This window comes from Marinomonas rhizomae, from assembly GCF_003315485.1.
GTDB classification, from domain to species: Bacteria; Pseudomonadota; Gammaproteobacteria; order Pseudomonadales; family Marinomonadaceae; genus Marinomonas; species Marinomonas rhizomae.
The window spans coordinates 283,541-303,230 of the sequence record NZ_QNSE01000006.1 but is presented as its reverse complement, the minus strand read 5'-3'; the positions used below and the strand labels follow the sequence as shown (position 1 = coordinate 303,230).

At 42.9% G+C, this 19,690-nt stretch carries 16 protein-coding genes; 7 read left to right on the top strand and 9 right to left on the bottom strand.

From position 1 onward, the window contains the following. The first annotated feature begins 44 nt into the window (after positions 1–44). The 5 genes from DFP80_RS09600 to DFP80_RS09580 all read left to right on the top strand — a co-directional run bounded on the left by DFP80_RS09600 (position 45) and on the right by DFP80_RS09580 (position 5,776). Positions 45–1,427, top strand: coding sequence for an L-serine ammonia-lyase (locus DFP80_RS09600; RefSeq protein WP_113916580.1), 1,383 nt, complete (start codon positions 45–47; stop codon positions 1,425–1,427). 305 nt (positions 1,428–1,732) lie between these two features. After that, a complete protein-coding gene (locus tag DFP80_RS09595) occupies positions 1,733–3,307 on the top strand; it encodes an inorganic phosphate transporter (protein ID WP_113916579.1) in 1,575 nt (524 codons plus the stop codon). A 151-nt stretch (positions 3,308–3,458) separates the two neighbouring features. Continuing rightward, positions 3,459–4,160 carry a hypothetical protein gene (locus DFP80_RS09590; RefSeq protein WP_113916578.1) on the top strand — a complete coding sequence of 234 codons (702 nt, stop codon included), beginning with the start codon at positions 3,459–3,461 and terminating at the stop codon, positions 4,158–4,160. Positions 4,161–4,245: 85 nt separating this feature from the next. Next, positions 4,246–5,028, top strand: a complete 783-nt coding sequence (locus tag DFP80_RS09585; protein WP_113916577.1) for a hypothetical protein — start codon at positions 4,246–4,248, stop codon at positions 5,026–5,028. A gap of 127 nt (positions 5,029–5,155) precedes the next feature. Then, positions 5,156–5,776 (top strand): LysE family translocator, encoded by a 621-nt coding sequence (locus tag DFP80_RS09580; protein WP_113916576.1) that lies wholly within the window; start codon positions 5,156–5,158, stop codon positions 5,774–5,776. A 31-nt stretch (positions 5,777–5,807) separates the two neighbouring features. On the opposite strand, the gene DFP80_RS09575 is transcribed toward DFP80_RS09580, so the two are convergent. Both DFP80_RS09575 and DFP80_RS09570 read right to left on the bottom strand, forming a co-directional pair. Beyond that, positions 5,808–7,805: a DNA topoisomerase III gene (locus DFP80_RS09575; protein ID WP_113916575.1), complete on the bottom strand. Its 1,998-nt coding sequence runs from the start codon at positions 7,803–7,805 to the stop codon at positions 5,808–5,810. A gap of 107 nt (positions 7,806–7,912) precedes the next feature. After that, a complete protein-coding gene (locus DFP80_RS09570; RefSeq protein WP_113916574.1) occupies positions 7,913–8,395 on the bottom strand; it encodes a universal stress protein in 483 nt (160 codons plus the stop codon). A 457-nt stretch (positions 8,396–8,852) separates the two neighbouring features. On the opposite strand from DFP80_RS09570, the gene bamJ reads away from it, so the two are divergent. Next, the gene (gene bamJ / locus DFP80_RS09565) at positions 8,853–9,473 is read left to right on the top strand and encodes a BamJ family beta-barrel-assembly machinery protein (RefSeq protein WP_113916573.1); all 621 of its coding nucleotides are present in this window, start codon (positions 8,853–8,855) and stop codon (positions 9,471–9,473) included. Positions 9,474–9,581: 108 nt separating this feature from the next. Here the strand turns inward: bamJ and DFP80_RS09560 are convergent, their stop codons facing one another. Beyond that, positions 9,582–11,000, bottom strand: coding sequence for a coniferyl aldehyde dehydrogenase (locus DFP80_RS09560; protein WP_113916572.1), 1,419 nt, complete (start codon positions 10,998–11,000; stop codon positions 9,582–9,584). Between the two features lie 159 nt (positions 11,001–11,159). Here DFP80_RS09560 and DFP80_RS09555 point away from each other — a divergent pair, with 159 nt between their 5' ends. Further along, complete coding sequence (locus DFP80_RS09555) at positions 11,160–12,056, top strand: LysR family transcriptional regulator (protein WP_113916571.1); 897 nt, start codon at positions 11,160–11,162, stop codon at positions 12,054–12,056. Positions 12,057–12,085: 29 nt separating this feature from the next. Here DFP80_RS09555 and DFP80_RS09550 read toward each other — a convergent pair whose 3' ends face one another. The 6 genes from DFP80_RS09550 to mnmA all read right to left on the bottom strand — a co-directional run bounded on the left by DFP80_RS09550 (position 12,086) and on the right by mnmA (position 19,635). Further along, positions 12,086–12,502, bottom strand: a complete 417-nt coding sequence (locus tag DFP80_RS09550) for a GNAT family N-acetyltransferase (RefSeq protein ID WP_113916570.1) — start codon at positions 12,500–12,502, stop codon at positions 12,086–12,088. A 9-nt stretch (positions 12,503–12,511) separates the two neighbouring features. Then, a complete protein-coding gene (locus DFP80_RS09545) occupies positions 12,512–13,729 on the bottom strand; it encodes a cupin domain-containing protein (RefSeq protein ID WP_113916569.1) in 1,218 nt (405 codons plus the stop codon). Between the two features lie 115 nt (positions 13,730–13,844). After that, positions 13,845–15,218 carry an adenylosuccinate lyase gene (gene purB / locus DFP80_RS09540; RefSeq protein ID WP_113916568.1) on the bottom strand — a complete coding sequence of 458 codons (1,374 nt, stop codon included), beginning with the start codon at positions 15,216–15,218 and terminating at the stop codon, positions 13,845–13,847. A gap of 150 nt (positions 15,219–15,368) precedes the next feature. Beyond that, on the bottom strand, positions 15,369–17,591 hold the full coding sequence (locus DFP80_RS09535; RefSeq protein ID WP_113916567.1) for an NADP-dependent isocitrate dehydrogenase: 2,223 nt from the start codon (positions 17,589–17,591) through the stop codon (positions 15,369–15,371). Between the two features lie 275 nt (positions 17,592–17,866). Beyond that, the gene (hflD, locus tag DFP80_RS09530) at positions 17,867–18,496 is read right to left on the bottom strand and encodes a high frequency lysogenization protein HflD (RefSeq protein ID WP_113916566.1); all 630 of its coding nucleotides are present in this window, start codon (positions 18,494–18,496) and stop codon (positions 17,867–17,869) included. A gap of 17 nt (positions 18,497–18,513) precedes the next feature. Next, on the bottom strand, positions 18,514–19,635 hold the full coding sequence (gene mnmA / locus DFP80_RS09525; RefSeq protein WP_113916602.1) for a tRNA 2-thiouridine(34) synthase MnmA: 1,122 nt from the start codon (positions 19,633–19,635) through the stop codon (positions 18,514–18,516). Positions 19,636–19,690: the final 55 nt, after the last annotated feature.

Below are 19,690 nucleotides of genomic sequence, written 5' to 3'. Positions count from 1 at the left end.
TTTAATCGTTGTGCGGAATGTATCTGCCGGCAGAGGGAAAGACTATGGCAATCAGTTTATTTGACCTTTTTAAAGTGGGAATAGGTCCTTCTAGTTCTCATACTGTTGGTCCTATGGTGGCAGCAAATCAGTTTGTCCATCAATTAGAAGATCGACAGTTATTATCCAGCGTCACCCGCTTAAAAATAGACTTGTATGGATCACTTGGGGCTACTGGTAAAGGGCATGGAACAGGCACTGCAGTGCTAATGGGTCTTGAAGGAGAAATGCCAGATTTAATTGATCCTAGTCGCGTTGATGAAAGAGTTAGTCAAATAGAAATGTCTTCTCAGCTTAAGTTACTTGCTAAACGATCTATTTTTATTGATGTCGCAGTAGACTTAATTTATCACCGCATTGATCGTTTAGATTTCCATGCTAATGGTATGGTGTTGGTTGCTTTTGGTATAGATGGTGAGGTTATTCATCAGGCGACATTTTATTCAGTTGGTGGTGGCTTTATTGTTCAGGAAGATGAGTACGGAAACGTGGCATTGGTTGAAGATGCTACTGAGCTCCCTCATGTCTTCCATAGCGCAGAAGATCTGATTCGACTTTGTCATGAACAAGACAAAAACATTGCGCAAATAATGATGGAAAATGAAAAATATTGGCGAACAGAAGAAGAAATTAAGCAAGGTATTCTCTCTATTTGGTCTGTGATGAAAAGCTGTGTGCAACAGGGTATTCGTAGTGAAGGAATTCTACCCGGAGGGCTAAAGGTGAAGCGCAGAGCGGCTAGCCTATATCGAGATTTAACCTGCAAAACTCGTATGGATATGATAACCCCCTCTTTGGGCGCTATGGATTGGGTCAATCTTTATGCCTTGGCAGTTAATGAAGAAAATGCTGGGGGAGGTCGAGTTGTCACTGCACCGACTAATGGTGCAGCGGGAATTATTCCGGCGGTATTACATTATTATTGGGAATTTTGTCCTCGTTCTAGCGAAGACGGTGTGATTGACTTTTTTCTTACCGCTGCTGCAATTGGATTATTATTCAAAGAAAATGCGTCGATTTCTGGTGCTGAAGTGGGTTGCCAAGGGGAAGTTGGGTCGGCTTGCGCTATGGCTGCGGCTGGGTTAGCGGCGGCCACAGGCGGTACGCCTGAACAAATAGAAAATGCTGCTGAGATAGGTATGGAGCATAACTTAGGTCTTACTTGTGACCCTATTGGAGGGCTGGTTCAAGTGCCTTGTATCGAACGAAACGCCATGGCTTCAATGAAAGCGATTAACTCTGCAAGTATGGCGCTTCGAGGTGATGGTACGCATTACGTATCTCTCGATAAAGTGATTCGCACTATGCGCGACACAGGCAGAGATATGAATGATGAGTATAAAGAAACCTCACGAGGAGGCTTGGCAGTTAATGTGATCGAGTGCTAGATATGACTGTTATATTACAAATATAACAAAACAGTCATATTTCTGTAGTATCTTTCCGTCAGGTGCCTTGTAGGGCACTTTTTTTGTCCTTTTTAGAGTCGTTACTATCAGACTGTTTAAGGGGGTTTTTATCTTAAGACTCCCAGTGTAGAATGGCGCCGAATTTACATTTTACAGAAATGTGACGGGATGAATTGAGAGCCAAATTTATTTTTGATGCTAGGATAAGCATGTCGTTGGGAGTTTTAGTCTAGTCTAAAAATCCAACGGTTTGGCATAGATTAATTATAGAAAGAAGAGCCCGTATGGATCTTACAAATAACCCGAAAGAAGAATCCGCTTTATTGAGTGGTCATGAGTTTGTTCGAGTGCTGATTGCTTTGGCCTTTGTGTTGGCTTCTGGCTTTTATGCGTCATCTAATGGTGTTGGGGTTTCTAATTTATCGATATTAGCGATCGCGGCGGCAATTGGTGCTTACATGGCCGTGAATATCGGAGCGAATGATGTGGCCAATAACGTAGGTCCGGCGGTAGGCTCTAAAGCCTTATCAATGACGGGCGCAATTTTGATTGCGGCTATTTTTGAAGCGGCAGGTGCTTTGATTGCCGGAGGAACGGTTGTTGGTACCATTAAAAATGGCATTATAAACCCTAACTCAATAGGCGATGCTGAAACTTTTATTTGGGTCATGATGGCGGCTTTATTAGCGGGCGCAATTTGGCTAAATTTGGCCACTTATCTTGGTGCTCCTGTTTCGACAACGCACTCTATTGTGGGTGGTGTGCTTGGTGCAGGCATTGCGGCCGGTGGTTGGGATATCGCTAACTGGGATAAAATGATCGCAATTGTTGCCAGTTGGGTTATTTCTCCTGTATTGGGTGGCGTAATCGCTGCGCTATTTCTAATTTACATTAAGCGTTCTATCACCTACAAAAACGATATGATTGATGCGGCTAAAAAAGTTGTTCCCTTGTTAGTTGCTATAATGGTTTGGGCGTTTTCAACGTATTTGGCTCTGAAAGGTCTAAAGAAAATCTGGAAGTTAGACTTTATTTCAGCGGCTTTGATTGGTCTGGCAATAGCCCTAACCGTGTATTTTATTGTTCGTCCAATTATTGATAAAGCCGCTTCAGCTTTGAAGAATGACAAAGATGCTGTAAATAATTTATTCACAATTCCTCTTATTGTGTCTGCAGCATTACTAAGTTTTGCTCATGGTGCGAATGATGTAGCCAATGCGATTGGACCTCTTGCTGCGATTAATGATGCTCTGTTGACTGGCGCAGTATCTAGTAAAGCATCAATTCCTATTTGGGTTATGATGGTTGGTGGTATCGGTATTGCGGTAGGGCTTGCTTTATTTGGTCCAAAGCTCATTAAAACGGTAGGATCTGAAATCACTGAGCTGGATAAAACACGAGCTTTTTGTGTCGCGATGGCAGCTGCTATTACAGTAATTGTCGCCTCTCAACTTGGCTTACCGGTTAGTTCGACTCATATTGCTGTAGGTGGTATCTTTGGTGTTGGCTTCTTGCGTGAGTATTTGAAGCAGTCTTATGAGAAAAAATTAGCCTCAATTATCTCTCATTCAGAATCTGCAGGTCATAATGGTCAGCAAACTCAAGAGTTTGTTAAGCGTTTCAAGTTGGCAGATGTAGATGAAAAACGTGCAATTTTGAAAGAGCTCAAAGCGGCACAGGCTTCATCCCCGATTTCTTCTGAAGAGCGTAAAGGATTGAAAAAAGCGACCAAGAAAGAATTAGTAAAACGTTCTGCTTTGTTGCGTATTGCTGCGGCATGGGTGATCACTGTACCTGCGTCGGCTTTACTTTCTGCTGTGCTTTTTTACATGCTACTTGGCTTTTCAGTCTCTCGATAAGATATTTAATGGTAAAATAAAAAAGATCAGGTTTACTGGTCTTTTTTTGTTTTAATCACTTCATCAGTGTTATATAAAAGTAAGTTAACTGTTGTAGCTTTTAAATGACGTTATGGCTCAGGTAACTATTAAGACAGGTAACTATTAAGAAATGAAATCTGGTGTGTTGATCTTAGTTGCCGTTACTATATTTGCTATGCTTTGCTTTTTTCCTGCTTTTTTCAGATGGAGAGCAAAACAAAGAGAGTTACGAGAAAAGCTACTTTCTCGCTTGTCGAACCGAAGTGATAGTTTATTTCATTCCTTACAAATCATTTCTGATCGCTATTTAACGCGCGATTCTAAAATTTTTATATTAGAGTATTTGCTTTCTGTTATTGCTCAGCTTAATCGGGCGAATTACCAGTCAGAGTTTGTTTCTAAGCAGGCTGATTTGGTTAAAATATTGGCAGAATTAAAATTAGGACAGCAAACTACCGTTAAAGATAGAGTATCGAGTCAAGAACAGTTAGATGAAATTCAAAATGCCCTCCAATTTATGCTCAGAGAAATTAGGAACATGAGTGAGGGTTATGGCGTCAGTAGGGCAATAATAAGGCATCATATTGTATTGGTTCGTTATGCGCATTCTTTGGCTTATCGAGACCTTTTGGTCCGCCAGGCTAGGCAGGATTTTGATAATGATAAGAAGAATAGAGCACTAGAAAAATACCGTATGGCATTGTCTGTTATTGAAAAGAATGGATCCGTGGGCGGCTCGAAAAGAGAGGTGGTACGTCTACAAAGTATGATACAGGAAGTTGAAAAAGCTTTATTTTCAAAGAACAATAAGGCGGAGCTCAAACTGAAGTGAGTTGACGAATTGCATTGTATTACTTCTTTTGAAAGTTAGCAGGCGTTTTAGTCTATAAATATTACTAAGGTAAACTACGTATCATATGACAGCCGTTACCATTACAGTACTTTTGCTCGTTATCGGTGGATTTATTGCCTTCGCAATTGTTCTACAGTTAAAAGAGCAGGCTCGATTGGAAAAGTTACGAAAAGTGGCGAACCTTAATAACCAATTGCGCCAAGTGCGTCGCTATCTTGACGAAATGCCTCCTCAATATCAACCCAAGGATATGAGGCTTTGGCTGTTTTCTCGTATGATTGCAATATATGACCAGCTTCTTATATTGCAGCCTGATCCGACATTAACCCGTCGTCGTGGTCATTTGGCAGAGGAAATGACTGAGTTTCAAGCAAGTAAACAGAAAAGACGTGCCAAACCAATGAACGACGAGATACTGATTATAGAAGTAAAGCGTATGTTCGAATCTTTTAAGTCATTTTTGATTGTCTCTCAGAAAGAAAAATCCATAGATTCTGATGTGGTGTATCGCTACAGTAAATTGCTAGATTTCTATCATTACAAGGTTAATTCTGACTATCATGCCTATCTTGCTCGTAAAGCATTTTTGAGTGGTCAGATGGATACAGCTGTAGAAATGTATAAAGAAGCGCTGGCACAATTAGCGCCCATCAAAGATTCGGTTGAAGCTCAACCAACGATTCTTAAGCTCAAAGACTTGTTACAGGAAATTGAAGAAGACCTTGCTTTACAAAAAGCGGAAGAAGAAATTACGCAAAATATGTCCAGTGATGATGAAGATGAGCTGGATGATGAGTGGAGTAAGTTTATCGAAGGCTCTTCATTTAAAGAAAAAAAACGTTTTTAGTCCCTGCAATATCAGCATTCCTACACCAAGCTAATTTTTCTACTGTATGTTTAGTAAAGTGCTTGCTACTTATCTTAACTCATGAGAATTTTGTCTCTTAATTTCTGCCATTAGATAAGGACCTCTTGTGAATTTAGCATTACTTTCTGCATTTATACCGACTTTCTTTTTTGTTTCTATCACACCAGGCATGTGTATGACACTAGCTATGACATTAGGCATGACGATCGGTGTCAAACGTGCTCTTTGGATGATGTTAGGTGAGTTGGTTGGTGTTGCTACCGTGGCGATTTTATCCGCTATTGGTGTGGCTGCATTATTATTGAATTACCCTAGTGTATTCATGGTGTTGAAATACATAGGTGGTGCTTACCTTGCCTTCGTAGGCGTTCAGATGTGGCTGTCTAAAGGTAAAATGGCAATTAAATCGAATGCCTCTGATACTAAGCTTGCTTCACGATTTGATTTAATTTCGCAAGGCTTTGTGACGGCAATTGCTAATCCGAAAGGCTGGGCGTTTTTTGTCGCTTTGTTGCCGCCATTCTTGGATGCGAGCCGCCCATTAACAAATCAGTTGGCTGTATTGATTACGATCATTTTAACGCTTGAATTTAGTTGTTTGCTAATTTATGCCGTTGGAGGAAGGACACTAAAATCCATTCTTATGCAAAGTGGTAATGTTCGCATTATGAACCGTATTGCAGGGACATTAATGGTAGGCGTTGGTGTATGGCTTGCTATTGGTTGATAGTCAGCCAGCCTAAAACTTGTTGGGTTTACTAAGAAGGCGCTTTTGAGCGTCTTTTTGTTTTTGCGTTGCTCGTTTTTGCTACAGTTGTTTTTTTTATACTCGAAGCTTTTTTGCTTGTTGTGCTTTTACGCTTGGCAAAAGGTTTTTTAGTTGGCGGTGGTAAGTTTTGTAAGGCAGATGTCGGCATCTCTCGGGAAGCGCTTAGCAGCTGATTTAAATTGCTTTCTAGATTTGTCATAAACGCTTGATAGCTCGCTTCGCCAAGGCTGATGCTATTCAGAGCTGACTCCCATTTTGCGGTCATGTCAGGAGTAGCCAGCTGGATTGGTAGGCAATCAATAAAGGCGCGGCCTGTTTGGCTGGCGTGAATTTGTTTTCCCTGTCTCATTAAAAAACCACGTTTAAAAAGCAGCTCTATGATGCTGGCTCTAGTAGCCTCTGTTCCAAGCCCGTCAGTCTCTTTTAGGATGGCTTTAATATCCTTGTCCGTAACAAATCTACTAATGCCTGTCATCGCCGCGAGTAAGCTTGCATCAGTAAATGCGGCAGGTGGTGTGGTGACTTTCTCTTGGATTTGTCCTTTTGTGCACCAAAGTTCTTCGTTTTTGTTTAGTTTTGGGAGCTCATTTTGGTTTTCATCTTCTGGATCTTTTGTTTTGTTTTTGTTTGGCAACAGGGCTTTCCAACCAAGTGCAATTGGTGTGTTACCTTTTGCTTCAAATTGTCCTCCTTCGATTTCTAGTTTTATGTAAGACGCTAAGTAATCGTACTCAGGGTAAAATTGCATGAGATATTGTCGAGCAATTAAGTGGAAGACCAAAGTTTCTGTTTTAGAAAGAGATGAGGCTTTGTGTGCTTGAGTAGTTGGGATAATGGCATGGTGAGCCGTGACTTGTTTGTCATTCCAGGCTTTGCTCTTGCGTGAAGCGTCAGCGTTTTTTGCTCCTTGTTGTGTCTCTCCTCCTGAACGAGTGAGAGCCGTAATGATAGCGGGAGCATCTTTATGCTGTTGAGTTGGTAAATAACGGCAATCGGATCTTGGGTAGGTGATCATTTGATGGCGTTCATAAAGCGTTTGGCAAGTATCTAATACTTGTTGCGCCGACAGAGAGAACGCTTTTGCTGCATCGATTTGTAAGGCTGACAAGCTATAGGGCAGAGGCGGCGTTTGCTTTTTTTGTTTGTAGTTTGCCTCAATGACAATCGCTGGTTTATTGGTTATACGATTAGCGACATTTTGTGCGAGTGGCAAACTGAGTATGCGATGCTCTTCATCCATATAAGGCTGACAAGCTTCACTAGGCAGCCATTTTGCTTGAAACATAGCGCCTTGTGGTGTTTGTATACTTGCCCAGACTTGATAAAAATCTTTTGGGACGAAGGCTTGTCTTTCTTTATCTCTGGCGACAACAAGCCCTAATACTGGTGTTTGAACTCGGCCAATAGATAAAACGCCTTGGTAGCCTGCTTGGCGACCTCGTATGGTATAAGCGCGAGTCAGGTTTAAGCCAAATAACCAGTCCGCACGAGCACGGCCTAATGCCGAGCGAGATAGCGCAGCGAATTCATTATTTGAACGCAAATTGCTCAGTGCTTTCTTTACCGCCGAAGGTGTTAAGTCATTCACTAGCAGCCGTTGAGTGTTTTTCAGTTTCTGTACAGGGACCTTGGTATAATGCAAGACTTCATCGACGAGCAATTGGCCCTCACGGTCTGGGTCCCCTGCATGTACTATTGTGCTGGCTTTTTTAATAAGCTTTTTTAAAATACCAAGCTGCTTTTTTGTGTTGGCTTTTTCTTGCCATTGCCAGTCTGTTGGGATGATAGGTAAATGGTCTAGATTCCAACTTTTATAAGCCGGATTATATTGATGGGGTTCGGCTTGTTCGAGCAAGTGACCGATGCACCAGCTAACGCAGTCACCATTAGGCAGCCAAATACAACCTTCTTCTTTTTTTTGTGGTGATGGGAATGCGGCAGCAATAGCTCTAGCAAGGCTGGGTTTTTCGGCAATATAAAGAATCATAGATACACTTACTGTTTATATATACAGTAAGTGTATCGAACACGGACAACTGTGACTAGAGTGATACGTTATTTAATTGAGTCGTAGTTATCTAATTAGGTAAGTTGTTATTTTATCGGTACAACTAGCACAGGAATTGAGCTGGTATGAATCACCTTGTTTGCAGTGGAGCCAATGATCACTTGGCTTAGTCGTCCATGTGTTCGACTATTCATTACAATTAAATCGGCATTTTTTTCTGTTGCCAGACGTTCGATGGATTCAGACGGCACACCATTTACAATAATGGTTTCTGGTGGCGTTTCTAGATCAGCTAGCTCTGTCGAGTATTTTTCCATAAACTCAGAGAGCAGTCGTTTCATGCGAGAATCAATTTCAGTGATGGCACCTTTGCGCATCTCATCTCTAACATCTTCAGTAATGTAATTGTTGATCATATTATATGCTTGGGCATTCAGTGGCTCTATCGCATGCATTAATACGACTTTTGCCCCATGAGTTTTGGCTAAACTTAAAACGAGCTCCATAGCAGCTTGCGTTTTACTGTCTAGATCGCAAGCGTAAACAATAGTGTTTATTTTAGGTAACATGGCAAAATCCTCTTTTAATGTTCCTATAGCTTAATCTTTTTAGCTTTTGCTGCTCTGATCTGTGTCAATTATCATTGTGCTTATTTGATGAGTGGTAAGCGATAGGCTGCTAGAAGGTTGCCTATCGCTATGATTGGCAAATAAAAAACAGCTCATTGACGATATGAAGATAAAGCCAATGAATAGCATTCCCCAATAATCGGTTGGTTTTTTATCGTCTGTATATCGTTTGGGCGACGGGACAAAGCTCTTTGTTTTCATAACGCACTCCAGGATGAATAGTGACACCTTAAATGATAATGAATATCATTTAACAAATCTATGGGGTTTATTAATATATTTTTCATTAGAGAGGTTTTGAAAGGGGGAGGTGGTATGTTTGAAAGGCAAGCTCATGAGATTTGCCTATGTTATGATACGCGCTCAATTTTTTGTAAACGAATAAGAGAGTATAAACATGTCAGAACTGTCGTTCGACTCTAACGAAGCAAAAATCGCATACGGCATTGGTCGTCAAATCGGTGATCAGTTGCGTGGTAGCGATCTTGGTGAATTGTCTCTAACGCATCTTTTTGCTGCAGTTGAAGATGCGCTAAACGGAGCAGAAATGCGTGTTCCTGGTGCTGAACTAGAAGCAGCTTTTGCTGAACTACAGCAAAAAATGGAAGAGAAAAGCCGTGCAGCATCTGAAGAAACAGTCAAAGCAGGCGAAGCATTTCTAGCTGAAAACAAAGCTAAAGATGGCGTTCAAACGACAGAAAGTGGCTTGCAGTTTGAAGTTCTTGAAGAAGGTACTGGTGCAACTCCAAATCGTGAAGCGACAGTTCGTGTACATTACGAAGGCCGTTTGATTGATGGACAAGTATTTGATAGCTCTATTGCTCGTGGCGAGCCAATTGAATTTCCTCTAACTGGCGTTATTGCTGGTTGGACTGAAGGTCTTCAGTTGATGAAAGAAGGCGCGAAATACCGTCTTACTATTCCTGCTGAATTGGCATACGGTGCTCAAGGCGCTGGCGCAATGATTCAACCTTTCTCTGTTCTACAGTTTGATGTCGAGCTAATTGCTATTGTTTAATGGCATAGCTTAAAGCAAAGCGTTAACGTATCCAAAAAATACGTAAAAAAGCGAGTCGATCCTAAGGATGACTCGCTTTTTTTACTCATATCCCGTCTTGAAATAGGTCTAACTATCTAGCATTTCTTCAAGCGCAGCCTGTTTATCTTTATACGGTGCGCGAAGACGTTTACCTGAGGCTCCTTCTTTACTTTGTAATACCACTGCTTTCTCGTGAGTAAAGCGTTTAAAGCCATGTATTCCGTGATAGGCCCCCATTCCTGATGGACCTATCCCCCCAAAAGGGAGAGTCTCGACAGAAACATGTGTCATGGCGTCATTAATGACTAAGCCGCCTGATATGGTGTTACGAGCAAAGGCTTTTTGGCGTTCGGTGTCATCACCAAAGTAATAAGCAGCCAATGGGCGTGGGTTATTGTTGATGTAAGCGATCGCTTCCTCTGGCTTGGCGTAAGTTTTCACCGGAAGTAGAGGGCCAAAGATCTCTTCTTGCATAATGTCCATATCATCAGTGACATTGAAGATTAGAAATGGTGCTATTTTACGACTTTTATCGTCATAATTTACCTCGCCTTCAGGCGCTAGACTGATGACATTGGCACCTTTTTTCTTTGCATCTTCAAGTAATCCAATAAGGCGTTTGTAATGATTATCACTGATAATAGAGGTGTAATCTGGGTTGTCTTGCATGGATGGAAAGCTATGTTGAACAAAGGCTTTTGCAGCTTCGACAAAGGAGTCCACTTTGTTTTCTGGAATCATCATATAGTCAGGTGAAATACAGATCTGCCCAACATTAAAGGTTTTTACCGTTAATGTACGTTCTACAGCTTGGGTAATATCGGCGTCTTCATCCACCATGGCTGGAGATTTACCGCCAAGCTCCAGAGTAACGGGTACTAAGTTGTCAGCAGCAGCTCGCATGATGTGTTTTCCAACCGCGGTACTCCCTGTAAAGACTAAATGATTGAAAGGAAGAGCGCTAAATGCTTTGCCAACCTCGGCATCACCCAATACAAGGGTTAGTTCTTCTGGTGCAAAATAACGGGCAACCAGTTCTGCTAATAACGCAGAGGTTTTGGGAGTCAGTTCAGATGGCTTCAACATCGCGCTATTGCCAGCGGCAAACACACTAGCCAGTGGGCCAAAAGAAAGGTTGATAGGGAAATTCCATGGACTAATAATGCCGACAACCCCCAAAGGCTGATTCTGAATCCAGGCTTTCATTCCAGGCTCAGGGGCTTCCACTGGCTGATCCTGCATCCAAGCGGATAAATTTTCGATGGCGTCTTTTAGTAATTTAATCGTAGTGGCAATGTCTGCAGTGGCAGACTGGTACGCGCTACGATGACCAAAGTCTTTGCTCATGGCGTCACTTAGGTCGCGGTGGTTTTCTTTGATTAATTTAATCGCACGTTGTAATCGATCTATGCGTAGTTCTGCACTGGCTGGACCTTCTGCCAGGTTGTGCTCTTTCATTTGATTTAATGTGTTTAATAAATCGGAATGTTTGCTTGTAGGTGTCATAATAATGTCCTCCTTTAAATATATTTAATCAAGGTGGCTCGGGTTGTTTTCAAGCCGTTAATACTCTCTTACTCATTATGTCCATATAGTAATCTCCTGTAGTGATGACGCGCCAACAATGCTATTTTGGTAGGGGTATAAATATATTTATGAGGGGTTATGTCTCTTTCTCGTTTGCGTACTTTTGTTGAGGTTTATCGTCAGCGCTCTATCAGTGGGGCTGCTCGTTCACTTAACCTAACTCAGCCTGCTGTTTCTCAGCACATTGCCGGTCTTGAAGTGGCTGTTGGGCGACCTTTGTTTGAGCGCCAGTCTGTTGGTGTTATACCGACATCTGCGGCGGATGAATTAGCGGCCGATGTAGGCGATAAATTGGATGCGGCCGAGGCGGCGCTATCGTCTGCACGATTCCGTTCTATGGGGGTAGCTGGTGCTTTGCAAATTATCGGACATGCAGACTTTATGGCTGAAGTCTTAACGGGCGAGCTGCTGCCTCTGATTGAGGCTGGAATTCGAGTAAGAATGCATACCGGCGATGGGCCAATGATTACCAGTATGCTGCTGGAAGGTCATTGCGATCTTGGTATTTCGGCACATCCTGTGACCGACAGTCGACTACAAAGCGAAACGCTATTGACGTGTGAAGTGGTTGCTGTGGCATCGCCTGCGGTCGTCAAAACGTTAGTTGCTGCGGATGATTTTAGCCATGCAATTTGCCACACGCCTCTGTTAGCGTACAACCTAGAGTTATCTTTGATTGATAAATGGCTATTGAAAAATCGTATTAAAACAGAGCAAATTATTCCGACTGTCATCAGCCAAGATCTGCGAGCTCTGCGCAATTTGCTGACTAAAGGCGTTGGTTGGTCTGTGATGCCGGAGTTCTTATGTCGTGAACAGATTGCAAAAGGCGAATTGATGGAAGTCCCAGCGCCTTTCGGAACCTATACAATGCAGTATTATTTGATTTGGGCATCAAGCGCCTTACGACAAGCAAGGGTTGCCCATGCGAAAGAGGTGTTATTGCAAAGGCTAACAGCAGCCACTGACGACTAGTTAAGGTGACTTTTCGTCAGCAGTTTTGGTTAAATGTCTCGTTCCATACGGATGTGCATTTTTCCGGCTTCTAAAAAAACCTTGCCATCAGTATGAAAGTTTTGCTTTTCATAGAAGGTTTGTACGTCAACTTGAGCGTGTAAAAACACTTTGCGAATGCCCATTTCTCTGGCGACTTTTACTGCACGAATTAACAGCATTTCACCGTAGCCCTGATGTCGATAAGCGGGTAGAACTGCCAAACGGCCGATTTGGCCATTGTCTGTTAAACGGCAGGTTCCCGTCGGAACGGCTGTTGTACCAAAGGAAACAAAGTGAACGGCGTCTTCGTCTAGCTCGTCCCATTCGTCATGTGGGTCAATACCTTGCTCGATGATAAAGACTTGTTTTCGTACAAAGGTCAGTTGATCTTTGCTGCTGTTCCAGTCTGACGTTAATACCTTCATGTGAGTCCCTTAATATACGGTCTTTTCTTCTTCTGCTGCAACTAATTCAATTAAACCTTGTTGGCGAATTAGAAAGCGCACAAGAGGTTCAAGGTCGTTATTTTGTGTCAAATCTAAGCCGGAGAAATCGAATTCAATTTGGTGGCAAACAGCTTCAATAAAACCAGTTAGCTCTGCATCAACAAGCAGATTTTCGCCATTGCAAAAAACACGAATCTTGCCGTTATCTTCAGCATTTTGTTGGGCATAATAACAAATACGTGCATCACCAGGGCGGATGAAGGTTTGGCCTTTTGTCGCACTGCTAAACGCGTCGTTTACTTCTTCTTGATTTAATGGTGCCAGATATTCTGGGTATTTGCTTTCACTCATTGTTTCTCCTAACCACTCAGCGAGTAGGTCAGGTTGATTGATAAGGCGAGCTAATTCGGTTTGTAAGTACTGGATGTCGTCTTTGCTGATGTGAGCACTGTGCTGACGGTTGGCTGTTTCTGGCGCAGCAAAGCGATCCTTTACATTGTCCGTTTCACAGAGTTTATCGCGAATCCCAGTTAAGACATCTTGCATGCTTGGCGCACGGAAACCGATGGAGTAGGTCATGCACTCGTCGTCTAGTGAGCGGCCGTTGTGAGCAAAGTTAGGTGGCAAATAGAGAATATCACCCGCTTCTAGCTCCCAATCCATGTCTGGATTAACAGGAAAGTTGTCGAGGATGTGCAGTTTAATATTTTGGATCGCTGAATCTTGGTACTCATCTGGAGCGAGAACCTGCCAGCGACGTTTGCCAGATACTTGTACCAAGAACACATCGTATTGATCGTAATGTGGACCAACGCTGCCGCCTTCTGTCGCGTAGCTGACCATCACATCGTCTAAACGCCAGCTTGGTAAGAATTCAAATTGCTCTTTTAGGTTTTGAATTTCTGGTACCCAGTGGTCAACGGCTTGAACTAATAGGGTCCATTCTTTCTCTGGTAAGGTTGCAAAAGTATCTTCGTTAAATGGCCCTTGGCGTGTTTCCCAAGGGCTTAAGCCGTTCTCGATCACAATACGAGATTCAATTTCTTCTTCCATTGCCATGCCAGCAAGCTCATCGGCCTCTAGAGGTAAAGTGAAATCGACAAGACCACCGCGAATCAACAAAGGCTTTTTCTGCCAATATTCATCAATAAAGGTTTGGGCTGTGATGCCACCAAGAATAGTCAACGGTGTATTTAAGTCTGTCATAAATCGCTCATTAAAAAGAACAAAGGGGTCGTATTAGTAGTGATTGTTAGCTTTAAAGGCAAAAAGAGCCGATAAATCGGCCCTTTTTAGTGCTTATTATTAAAGCATTAACCTCTTAGTTACGAATCGCTTGCGCTTGCGCAACCGCATTACCAATATAAGAGCTTGGCGTAAGCGCTTTCAATTCGGCTTTGGCCTGTTCAGGCATGTCTAGCGTATCAACAAAAGCTTCAATTGTTGCTTGGTCGATAGTGCGGCCACGAGTTAGCTCTTTTAGTTTTTCGTATGGAGATTCTATGCCGTAGCGACGCATTACCGTTTGGATTGGTTCAGCCAAAACTTCCCAAGCATTGTTAAGATCTGCTTCAAGGCGAGGCGCGTTGATTTCCAACTTGCTGATGCCTTTTAGGGTTGCTTGATAAGCAATTAAGCTGTGAGCCAAACCAACGCCAAGGTTACGAAGAACCGTAGAATCGGTTAGGTCGCGCTGCCAGCGAGAGATTGGCAATTTAGCGCTCAAGTGACTCATGATCGCGTTCGCAATGCCCAAGTTACCTTCGGAGTTTTCGAAGTCGATTGGGTTAACTTTGTGTGGCATAGTAGAAGAACCGATTTCGCCTGCAATGGTTTTTTGCTTGAAGAAGCCCATGGAAATGTAGCCCCACACATCACGGTCGAAATCGATCAGGATGGTGTTGAAGCGACAAATAGCATCGTATAGTTCAGCAATGTAATCGTGTGGTTCGATTTGAGTTGTATAAGGATTCCAAGTCAAACCTAAAGAAGTCACGAAGGTTTCAGCGTGTGCTTGCCAATCAACATCGGGATAAGCTGAAAGGTGAGCATTGTAATTACCCACAGCACCATTGATTTTGCCTAAAAACTCAACGCTCTCGATTTGCTTAAGCTGACGGCTAAGACGTGCCGCCACGTTTGCCATTTCTTTACCAACTGTAGTTGGTGATGCTGTTTGGCCGTGAGTACGAGACAACATAGATTGCTCAGCGTGCTCGATGGCTAGATCTTGAACGGCTTTGATAACGCTTTTAAGCTCTGGAGCGATGCCTTCTTCCAATGCTTCGCGCAACATCAATGCATGAGATAAGTTATTGATGTCTTCTGAAGTGCAAGCAAAGTGAACAAATTCGGAGATAGCAGCAAGCTCTGCATTGTCAGCCATTTTATTCTTAATAAAATATTCTACGGCTTTGACATCGTGGTTTGTGGTTTTCTCAATGTCTTTAATGGCTTGTGCATCGGCTTCACTGAAGTTATCGGCAAGTTGATCCAGTAACGCGCTGGCTTCATTGCTCATTGCTGGAACTTCGGTGATTTGTGGGTGTTTGGCAAGAGCCTGTAGCCAGCGAACTTCGACTATGACTCGCATACGCAGCAAACCATACTCGCTCACGGAGCGACGTAGTACGTTTGTTTTCGATCCGTAACGACCGTCGATAGGGGAAATTGCATTTAAGCTAGTTAATTCCATTGAGATAACGCCTCGAACATGGTTTTCAGGGAGTCGCTATTATAGGCAAAAGGGCGAAGGTAATACAGTCATACACTGGAGGGATTGGTATAAAAAAGCCCAGGTACTATCCAAATGATAGTATCTGGGCTTGGTTTTCAGCGTTTTACTTTATAGTGTTGCTAATGCTGTATTAAAGGTTGCACTAGGACGCATGATCTTAGCCACCTCGTTCAGGTCCATGTGGTAGTAACCAGATAGGCCAGAAGGTTTGCCTTGAACGGCAGCAAGTTCAGCAACAATCTTGTCTTCGTTATCAGCTAACTGTTTAGCAAGAGGAGCGAATTTCGCAGCCAATGTTGCATCTCCAGTTTGTGCCGCAAGTTCTTGAGACCAGTATAGCGCTAGGTAGAAATGGCTGCCACGGTTATCAATGTCGCCTACTTTACGAGAAGGCGACTTGTTAGTGTCTAGTAATTTGCCAGTCGCTTTATCTAGGCACTTAGCAAGAACTTTTGCTTTTTCATTGTTGTGCTTAATACCAAGTTCTTCGAAAGATACCGCTACGGCTAGGAATTCACCTAGAGAGTCCCAGCGAAGGTAGTTTTCGTTCACAAGCTGTTGAACGTGCTTAGGAGCAGAACCGCCGGCGCCAGTTTCATACATGCCGCCGCCATTTAGCATGGGTACAATAGACAGCATTTTCGCAGATGTGCCTAATTCCAAGATTGGGAACAAGTCTGTTAGGTAGTCACGTAGGATATTACCTGTTACAGAAATAGTGTCTTTACCACGAATAATACGTTCCATAGAGAAACGAATAGCTTCGTTGTAAGACATGATGCGAATGTCTAGACCGCTTGTATCATGGTCTTTTAGGTAAACTTCTACTTTTTTACGTAGCTCGTTATCGTGTGCACGAACGTCTTCTAACCAGAAAACAGCAGGTGTGTCAGATTGACGGGCACGAGTAACACCTAGTTTTACCCAGTCGCGAATAGCGGCGTCTTTGGTTTGGCAAGCACGCCAGATATCGCCTTTCTCAACATTGTGCTGCATTAGGACATTGCCGTTTGCATCCACAACGCGCATCACGCCGTCAGCTTTCATTTCATAGGTTTTATCATGAGAGCCGTATTCTTCTGCTTTTTGAGCCATTAGGCCAACGTTTGGCACTGTACCCATTGTAACTGGATCGAATGCGCCGTTAGTTTTACAGAAGTTGATAGTTTCTTGGTAAATACGCGCGTAAGTGCTGTCTGGAATGACGGCTTTCGCATCGTGTGCTTTACCATCGCGGCCCCACATTTTACCAGAGTTACGGATCATTGCAGGCATAGACGCATCAACGATTACGTCGCTTGGTACGTGAAGGTTAGTGATGCCTTTGTCTGAGTCTACCATCGCTAGTTCAGGACGTGTTTTGTAAACGTCTTGAATGGCTTGTTTGATTTCTTCTTGTTTCGCTTCTGGAAGGCTTTGAATTTTATCGTAAACGCTACCCAAGCCGTTGTTTGGGTTAACACCGATTTCTTTGAAAAGCTCGCCGTATTTTTCGAAAACGTCTTTGTAGAAAACGGTGACCGCGTGACCAAATACGATTGGGTGAGACACTTTCATCATGGTCGCTTTTAAGTGTACAGACCACATGATGTTGTCTTCTTTTGCTTCTTGTAGTGACGCTTCAAAGAAAGCGCGAAGCTTTTGAGTGCTGATGTTCATGCTGTCGATGATTTCGCCAGCAAGTAGAGGAAGTGATTTTTTCACTTCGACAGAACCGTCTTTTGCAACGAATTCGATCTTAACTGTTTGAGCGGAATCCATAGTAGTAGACTGCTCGGAAGAGTAAAAATCACCATCACGCATGTAGTCAACGTGAGAAATTGAAGTCTTGCTCCATTTGCCCATTGAGTGAGGGTTTTTACGGGCAAAACCTTTAACCGCGGCTGGTGCACGACGGTCAGAGTTACCTTGGCGTAGAACTGGGTTCACTGCACTACCAAGTACTTTAGAGTAGCGTGCTTGAACGTCTTTTTCTTCGTCTGTTTGCGGGTTTTCTGGGTATTCAGGCAGACCGTAACCTTCAGCGTTTAATTCTTTAATGGTTGCGTAAAGCTGCGGTAAAGAGGCACTGATGTTAGGCAGTTTCACGATATTTGCTTCTGGATTTGCTGTTAGATCGCCTAGGAACTTTAGGCCGTCTTCAGCTTGCTTGTCTGCTGGAAGCAGATCTGAGAAAGCAGCAATAACACGACTAGCCAAAGATATGTCGGTCAGTTTTAGTTCGATGTCTGCTTCTTTCGCGAAAGCGCCAAAGATAGGTAATAGAGACGCGGTTGCCAGAGCTGGCGCCTCATCAGTAAATGTATAGTAAATGGTTTGTTTCGTTGACATGTAATTCCCCTAACATTTCAGGCATTAGCCTATTGAATCGAAGATGACTTTTAGCCGCCATTCCCTAATTTAAACTGTTCTTACAGGTTAACCCGCACAGGTTAAAAATTTGTACAATATACTACATAAAAAAATGAGTTAGAGATATTGGCTCTCTGATATAGTGGAAATTGATTTCAATTATTCGCTGAGATTTTATTTATTCAGCGGATGGAATATTGCCTATTAGAGGTGGTTTATTAAGCATAAAAAAAGACCCTGTGGGTCTTTTTAAATCAGTTTCGTGACTCTAATGCACTCAATAATGCTTTTCTTTTAAAAATCAAATGCCATCGTTTTCCGCCTAATTGTCTCCATAACATGGCAGCACGAATACCTGCCATTAAAATGGCTCTGACTTGATTGGCAACTTGTGGCTGCTGTAAAAAGCGACTGTCGCCTTGTACCTGAATGCGAAAGGATAATTTACTTAACGTATCCTGATACATACCTGAAATCGAGGCTAGCATATTTTCGTGTAGAACATTCTCGTAATGGGCTTTTTTTTGCTCGATTTGCGCTATTTTTTGCCCAATGGTAGACAGCATATCTGGTGTTTTAGCGAGTTTGTTTTCAAGGTGAATTAAACTAAGTGCATATCTCAGGGTATCAGGGTTTACGCTGCTGCGCTCTTTGCCTAACGCTTGACGAGAGATTTTTCTGCCTAAAGCAAGGTTGCTTGAGCAATCCCATTGGCCGCCGTAAATATCTTCAGTAGACGCTGCGTTAACCATCAGTAGGCTTTCTAGTAATGGTTGTAAACTAGCATTATCTACTTGTCCTGTTTTCGCTAAAATCGACACTAATTCTGCCGCTTGGAAAATGGCGGATAGGGCGATAGTTTGCTCTTTTTCTTTGCTACTCACGCTTTCTCTCTTAATGGTTACTTGTTAAAGGCGACGTTAATTATGCCGCCACCAAGACAAACTTCGTCTACATAAAATACCACGGACTGGCCCGGAGTGATGGCTCGTTGTGGTTCCATAAAGGATACTTCAACGCGGCCAGCGGCGAGTTCAGTGATGGTGCATTCTTGATCTGACTGACGATAGCGACACTTTGCTTTGCATGTTAACGGAAAAGTAGGCTTCTCTCTTGCAACCCAATCGAAATTGTCAGCAATTAAATGTGTTTTAAATAACGATTCGTGCTGACCGCCTTGCGTTACGATTAGCACATTTCGTGCTAGGTCTTTTTCTACGACGTACCATGGATCATCTGAATAATTGGCTAAGCCACCAATGCCTAAGCCTTGGCGTTGGCCAATAGTGTGATACATCAAGCCGTGGTGGCGAGCAATTTTGTCACCTTCAAGAGTTTCTATATCACCTGGTTGAGCAGGTAAGTACTGTTCTAAGAAATCTTTGAAGCGGCGCTCACCGATGAAGCAAATGCCGGTACTGTCTTTTTTGTTGTGAGTGACTAAGCCAAACTCTTCAGCTAAGCGGCGCACTTCTGGTTTCTCTAGTTCACCAACAGGGAAAAGTGTTTTAGCGATTTCGTCTTTACCTACAGCATACAAAAAGTAGCTTTGATCTTTATTGCCATCTAAGCCTTTTAGTAAGAGTGGTTCACCGTCTTTTTCTCCGCGACGAACATAATGACCGGTTGCTATGTAATCAGCATCTAATGCCATAGCATATTCTAGAAATGCTTTAAACTTGATTTCTTTATTGCACAAAATGTCTGGGTTTGGTGTGCGTCCAGCTTTGTATTCGGCAAGAAAATGCTCGAAGACATTGTCCCAATATTCTGATGCAAAATTAGCGGTATGAAGTTTGATGCCAAGCTTATCTGATACGGCTTGAGCATCCGCAAGATCGTCTTTTGCTGTGCAATATTCGGTGCCGTCGTCTTCGTCCCAGTTCTTCATGAAAAGGCCTTCAACCTGATAACCCTGCTGTATCAAAATAAGTGCTGACACAGAGGAGTCGACACCGCCGGACATGCCGACAATGACTTTTTTTGAGCTGTTTGCGGTGTTCGCAATAGGGCTTTCTTTCATGTGCTGTAATTTCTCGACTGTCATTTTAGTAAAACGAAGAGGCGTAGCCTCAGAT

Excerpts from the sequence above, each read along its gene's own strand:
- DFP80_RS09600 (WP_113916580.1), top strand. The coding sequence starts at position 45 with ATGGCAATCAGTTTATTTGACCTTTTTAAAGTGGGAATAGGTCCTTCT.
- DFP80_RS09595 (WP_113916579.1), top strand. The coding sequence starts at position 1,733 with ATGGATCTTACAAATAACCCGAAAGAAGAATCCGCTTTATTGAGTGGT.
- DFP80_RS09590 (WP_113916578.1), top strand. The coding sequence starts at position 3,459 with ATGAAATCTGGTGTGTTGATCTTAGTTGCCGTTACTATATTTGCTATG.
- DFP80_RS09585 (WP_113916577.1), top strand. The coding sequence starts at position 4,246 with ATGACAGCCGTTACCATTACAGTACTTTTGCTCGTTATCGGTGGATTT.
- DFP80_RS09575 (WP_113916575.1), bottom strand. The coding sequence starts at position 7,805 with ATGATTCTTTATATTGCCGAAAAACCCAGCCTTGCTAGAGCTATTGCT.
- DFP80_RS09570 (WP_113916574.1), bottom strand. The coding sequence starts at position 8,395 with ATGTTACCTAAAATAAACACTATTGTTTACGCTTGCGATCTAGACAGT.
- bamJ (WP_113916573.1), top strand. The coding sequence starts at position 8,853 with ATGTCAGAACTGTCGTTCGACTCTAACGAAGCAAAAATCGCATACGGC.
- DFP80_RS09560 (WP_113916572.1), bottom strand. The coding sequence starts at position 11,000 with ATGACACCTACAAGCAAACATTCCGATTTATTAAACACATTAAATCAA.
- DFP80_RS09555 (WP_113916571.1), top strand. The coding sequence starts at position 11,160 with ATGTCTCTTTCTCGTTTGCGTACTTTTGTTGAGGTTTATCGTCAGCGC.
- DFP80_RS09550 (WP_113916570.1), bottom strand. The coding sequence starts at position 12,502 with ATGAAGGTATTAACGTCAGACTGGAACAGCAGCAAAGATCAACTGACC.
- DFP80_RS09545 (WP_113916569.1), bottom strand. The coding sequence starts at position 13,729 with ATGACAGACTTAAATACACCGTTGACTATTCTTGGTGGCATCACAGCC.
- purB (WP_113916568.1), bottom strand. The coding sequence starts at position 15,218 with ATGGAATTAACTAGCTTAAATGCAATTTCCCCTATCGACGGTCGTTAC.
- DFP80_RS09535 (WP_113916567.1), bottom strand. The coding sequence starts at position 17,591 with ATGTCAACGAAACAAACCATTTACTATACATTTACTGATGAGGCGCCA.
- mnmA (WP_113916602.1), bottom strand. The coding sequence starts at position 19,635 with ATGAAAGAAAGCCCTATTGCGAACACCGCAAACAGCTCAAAAAAAGTC.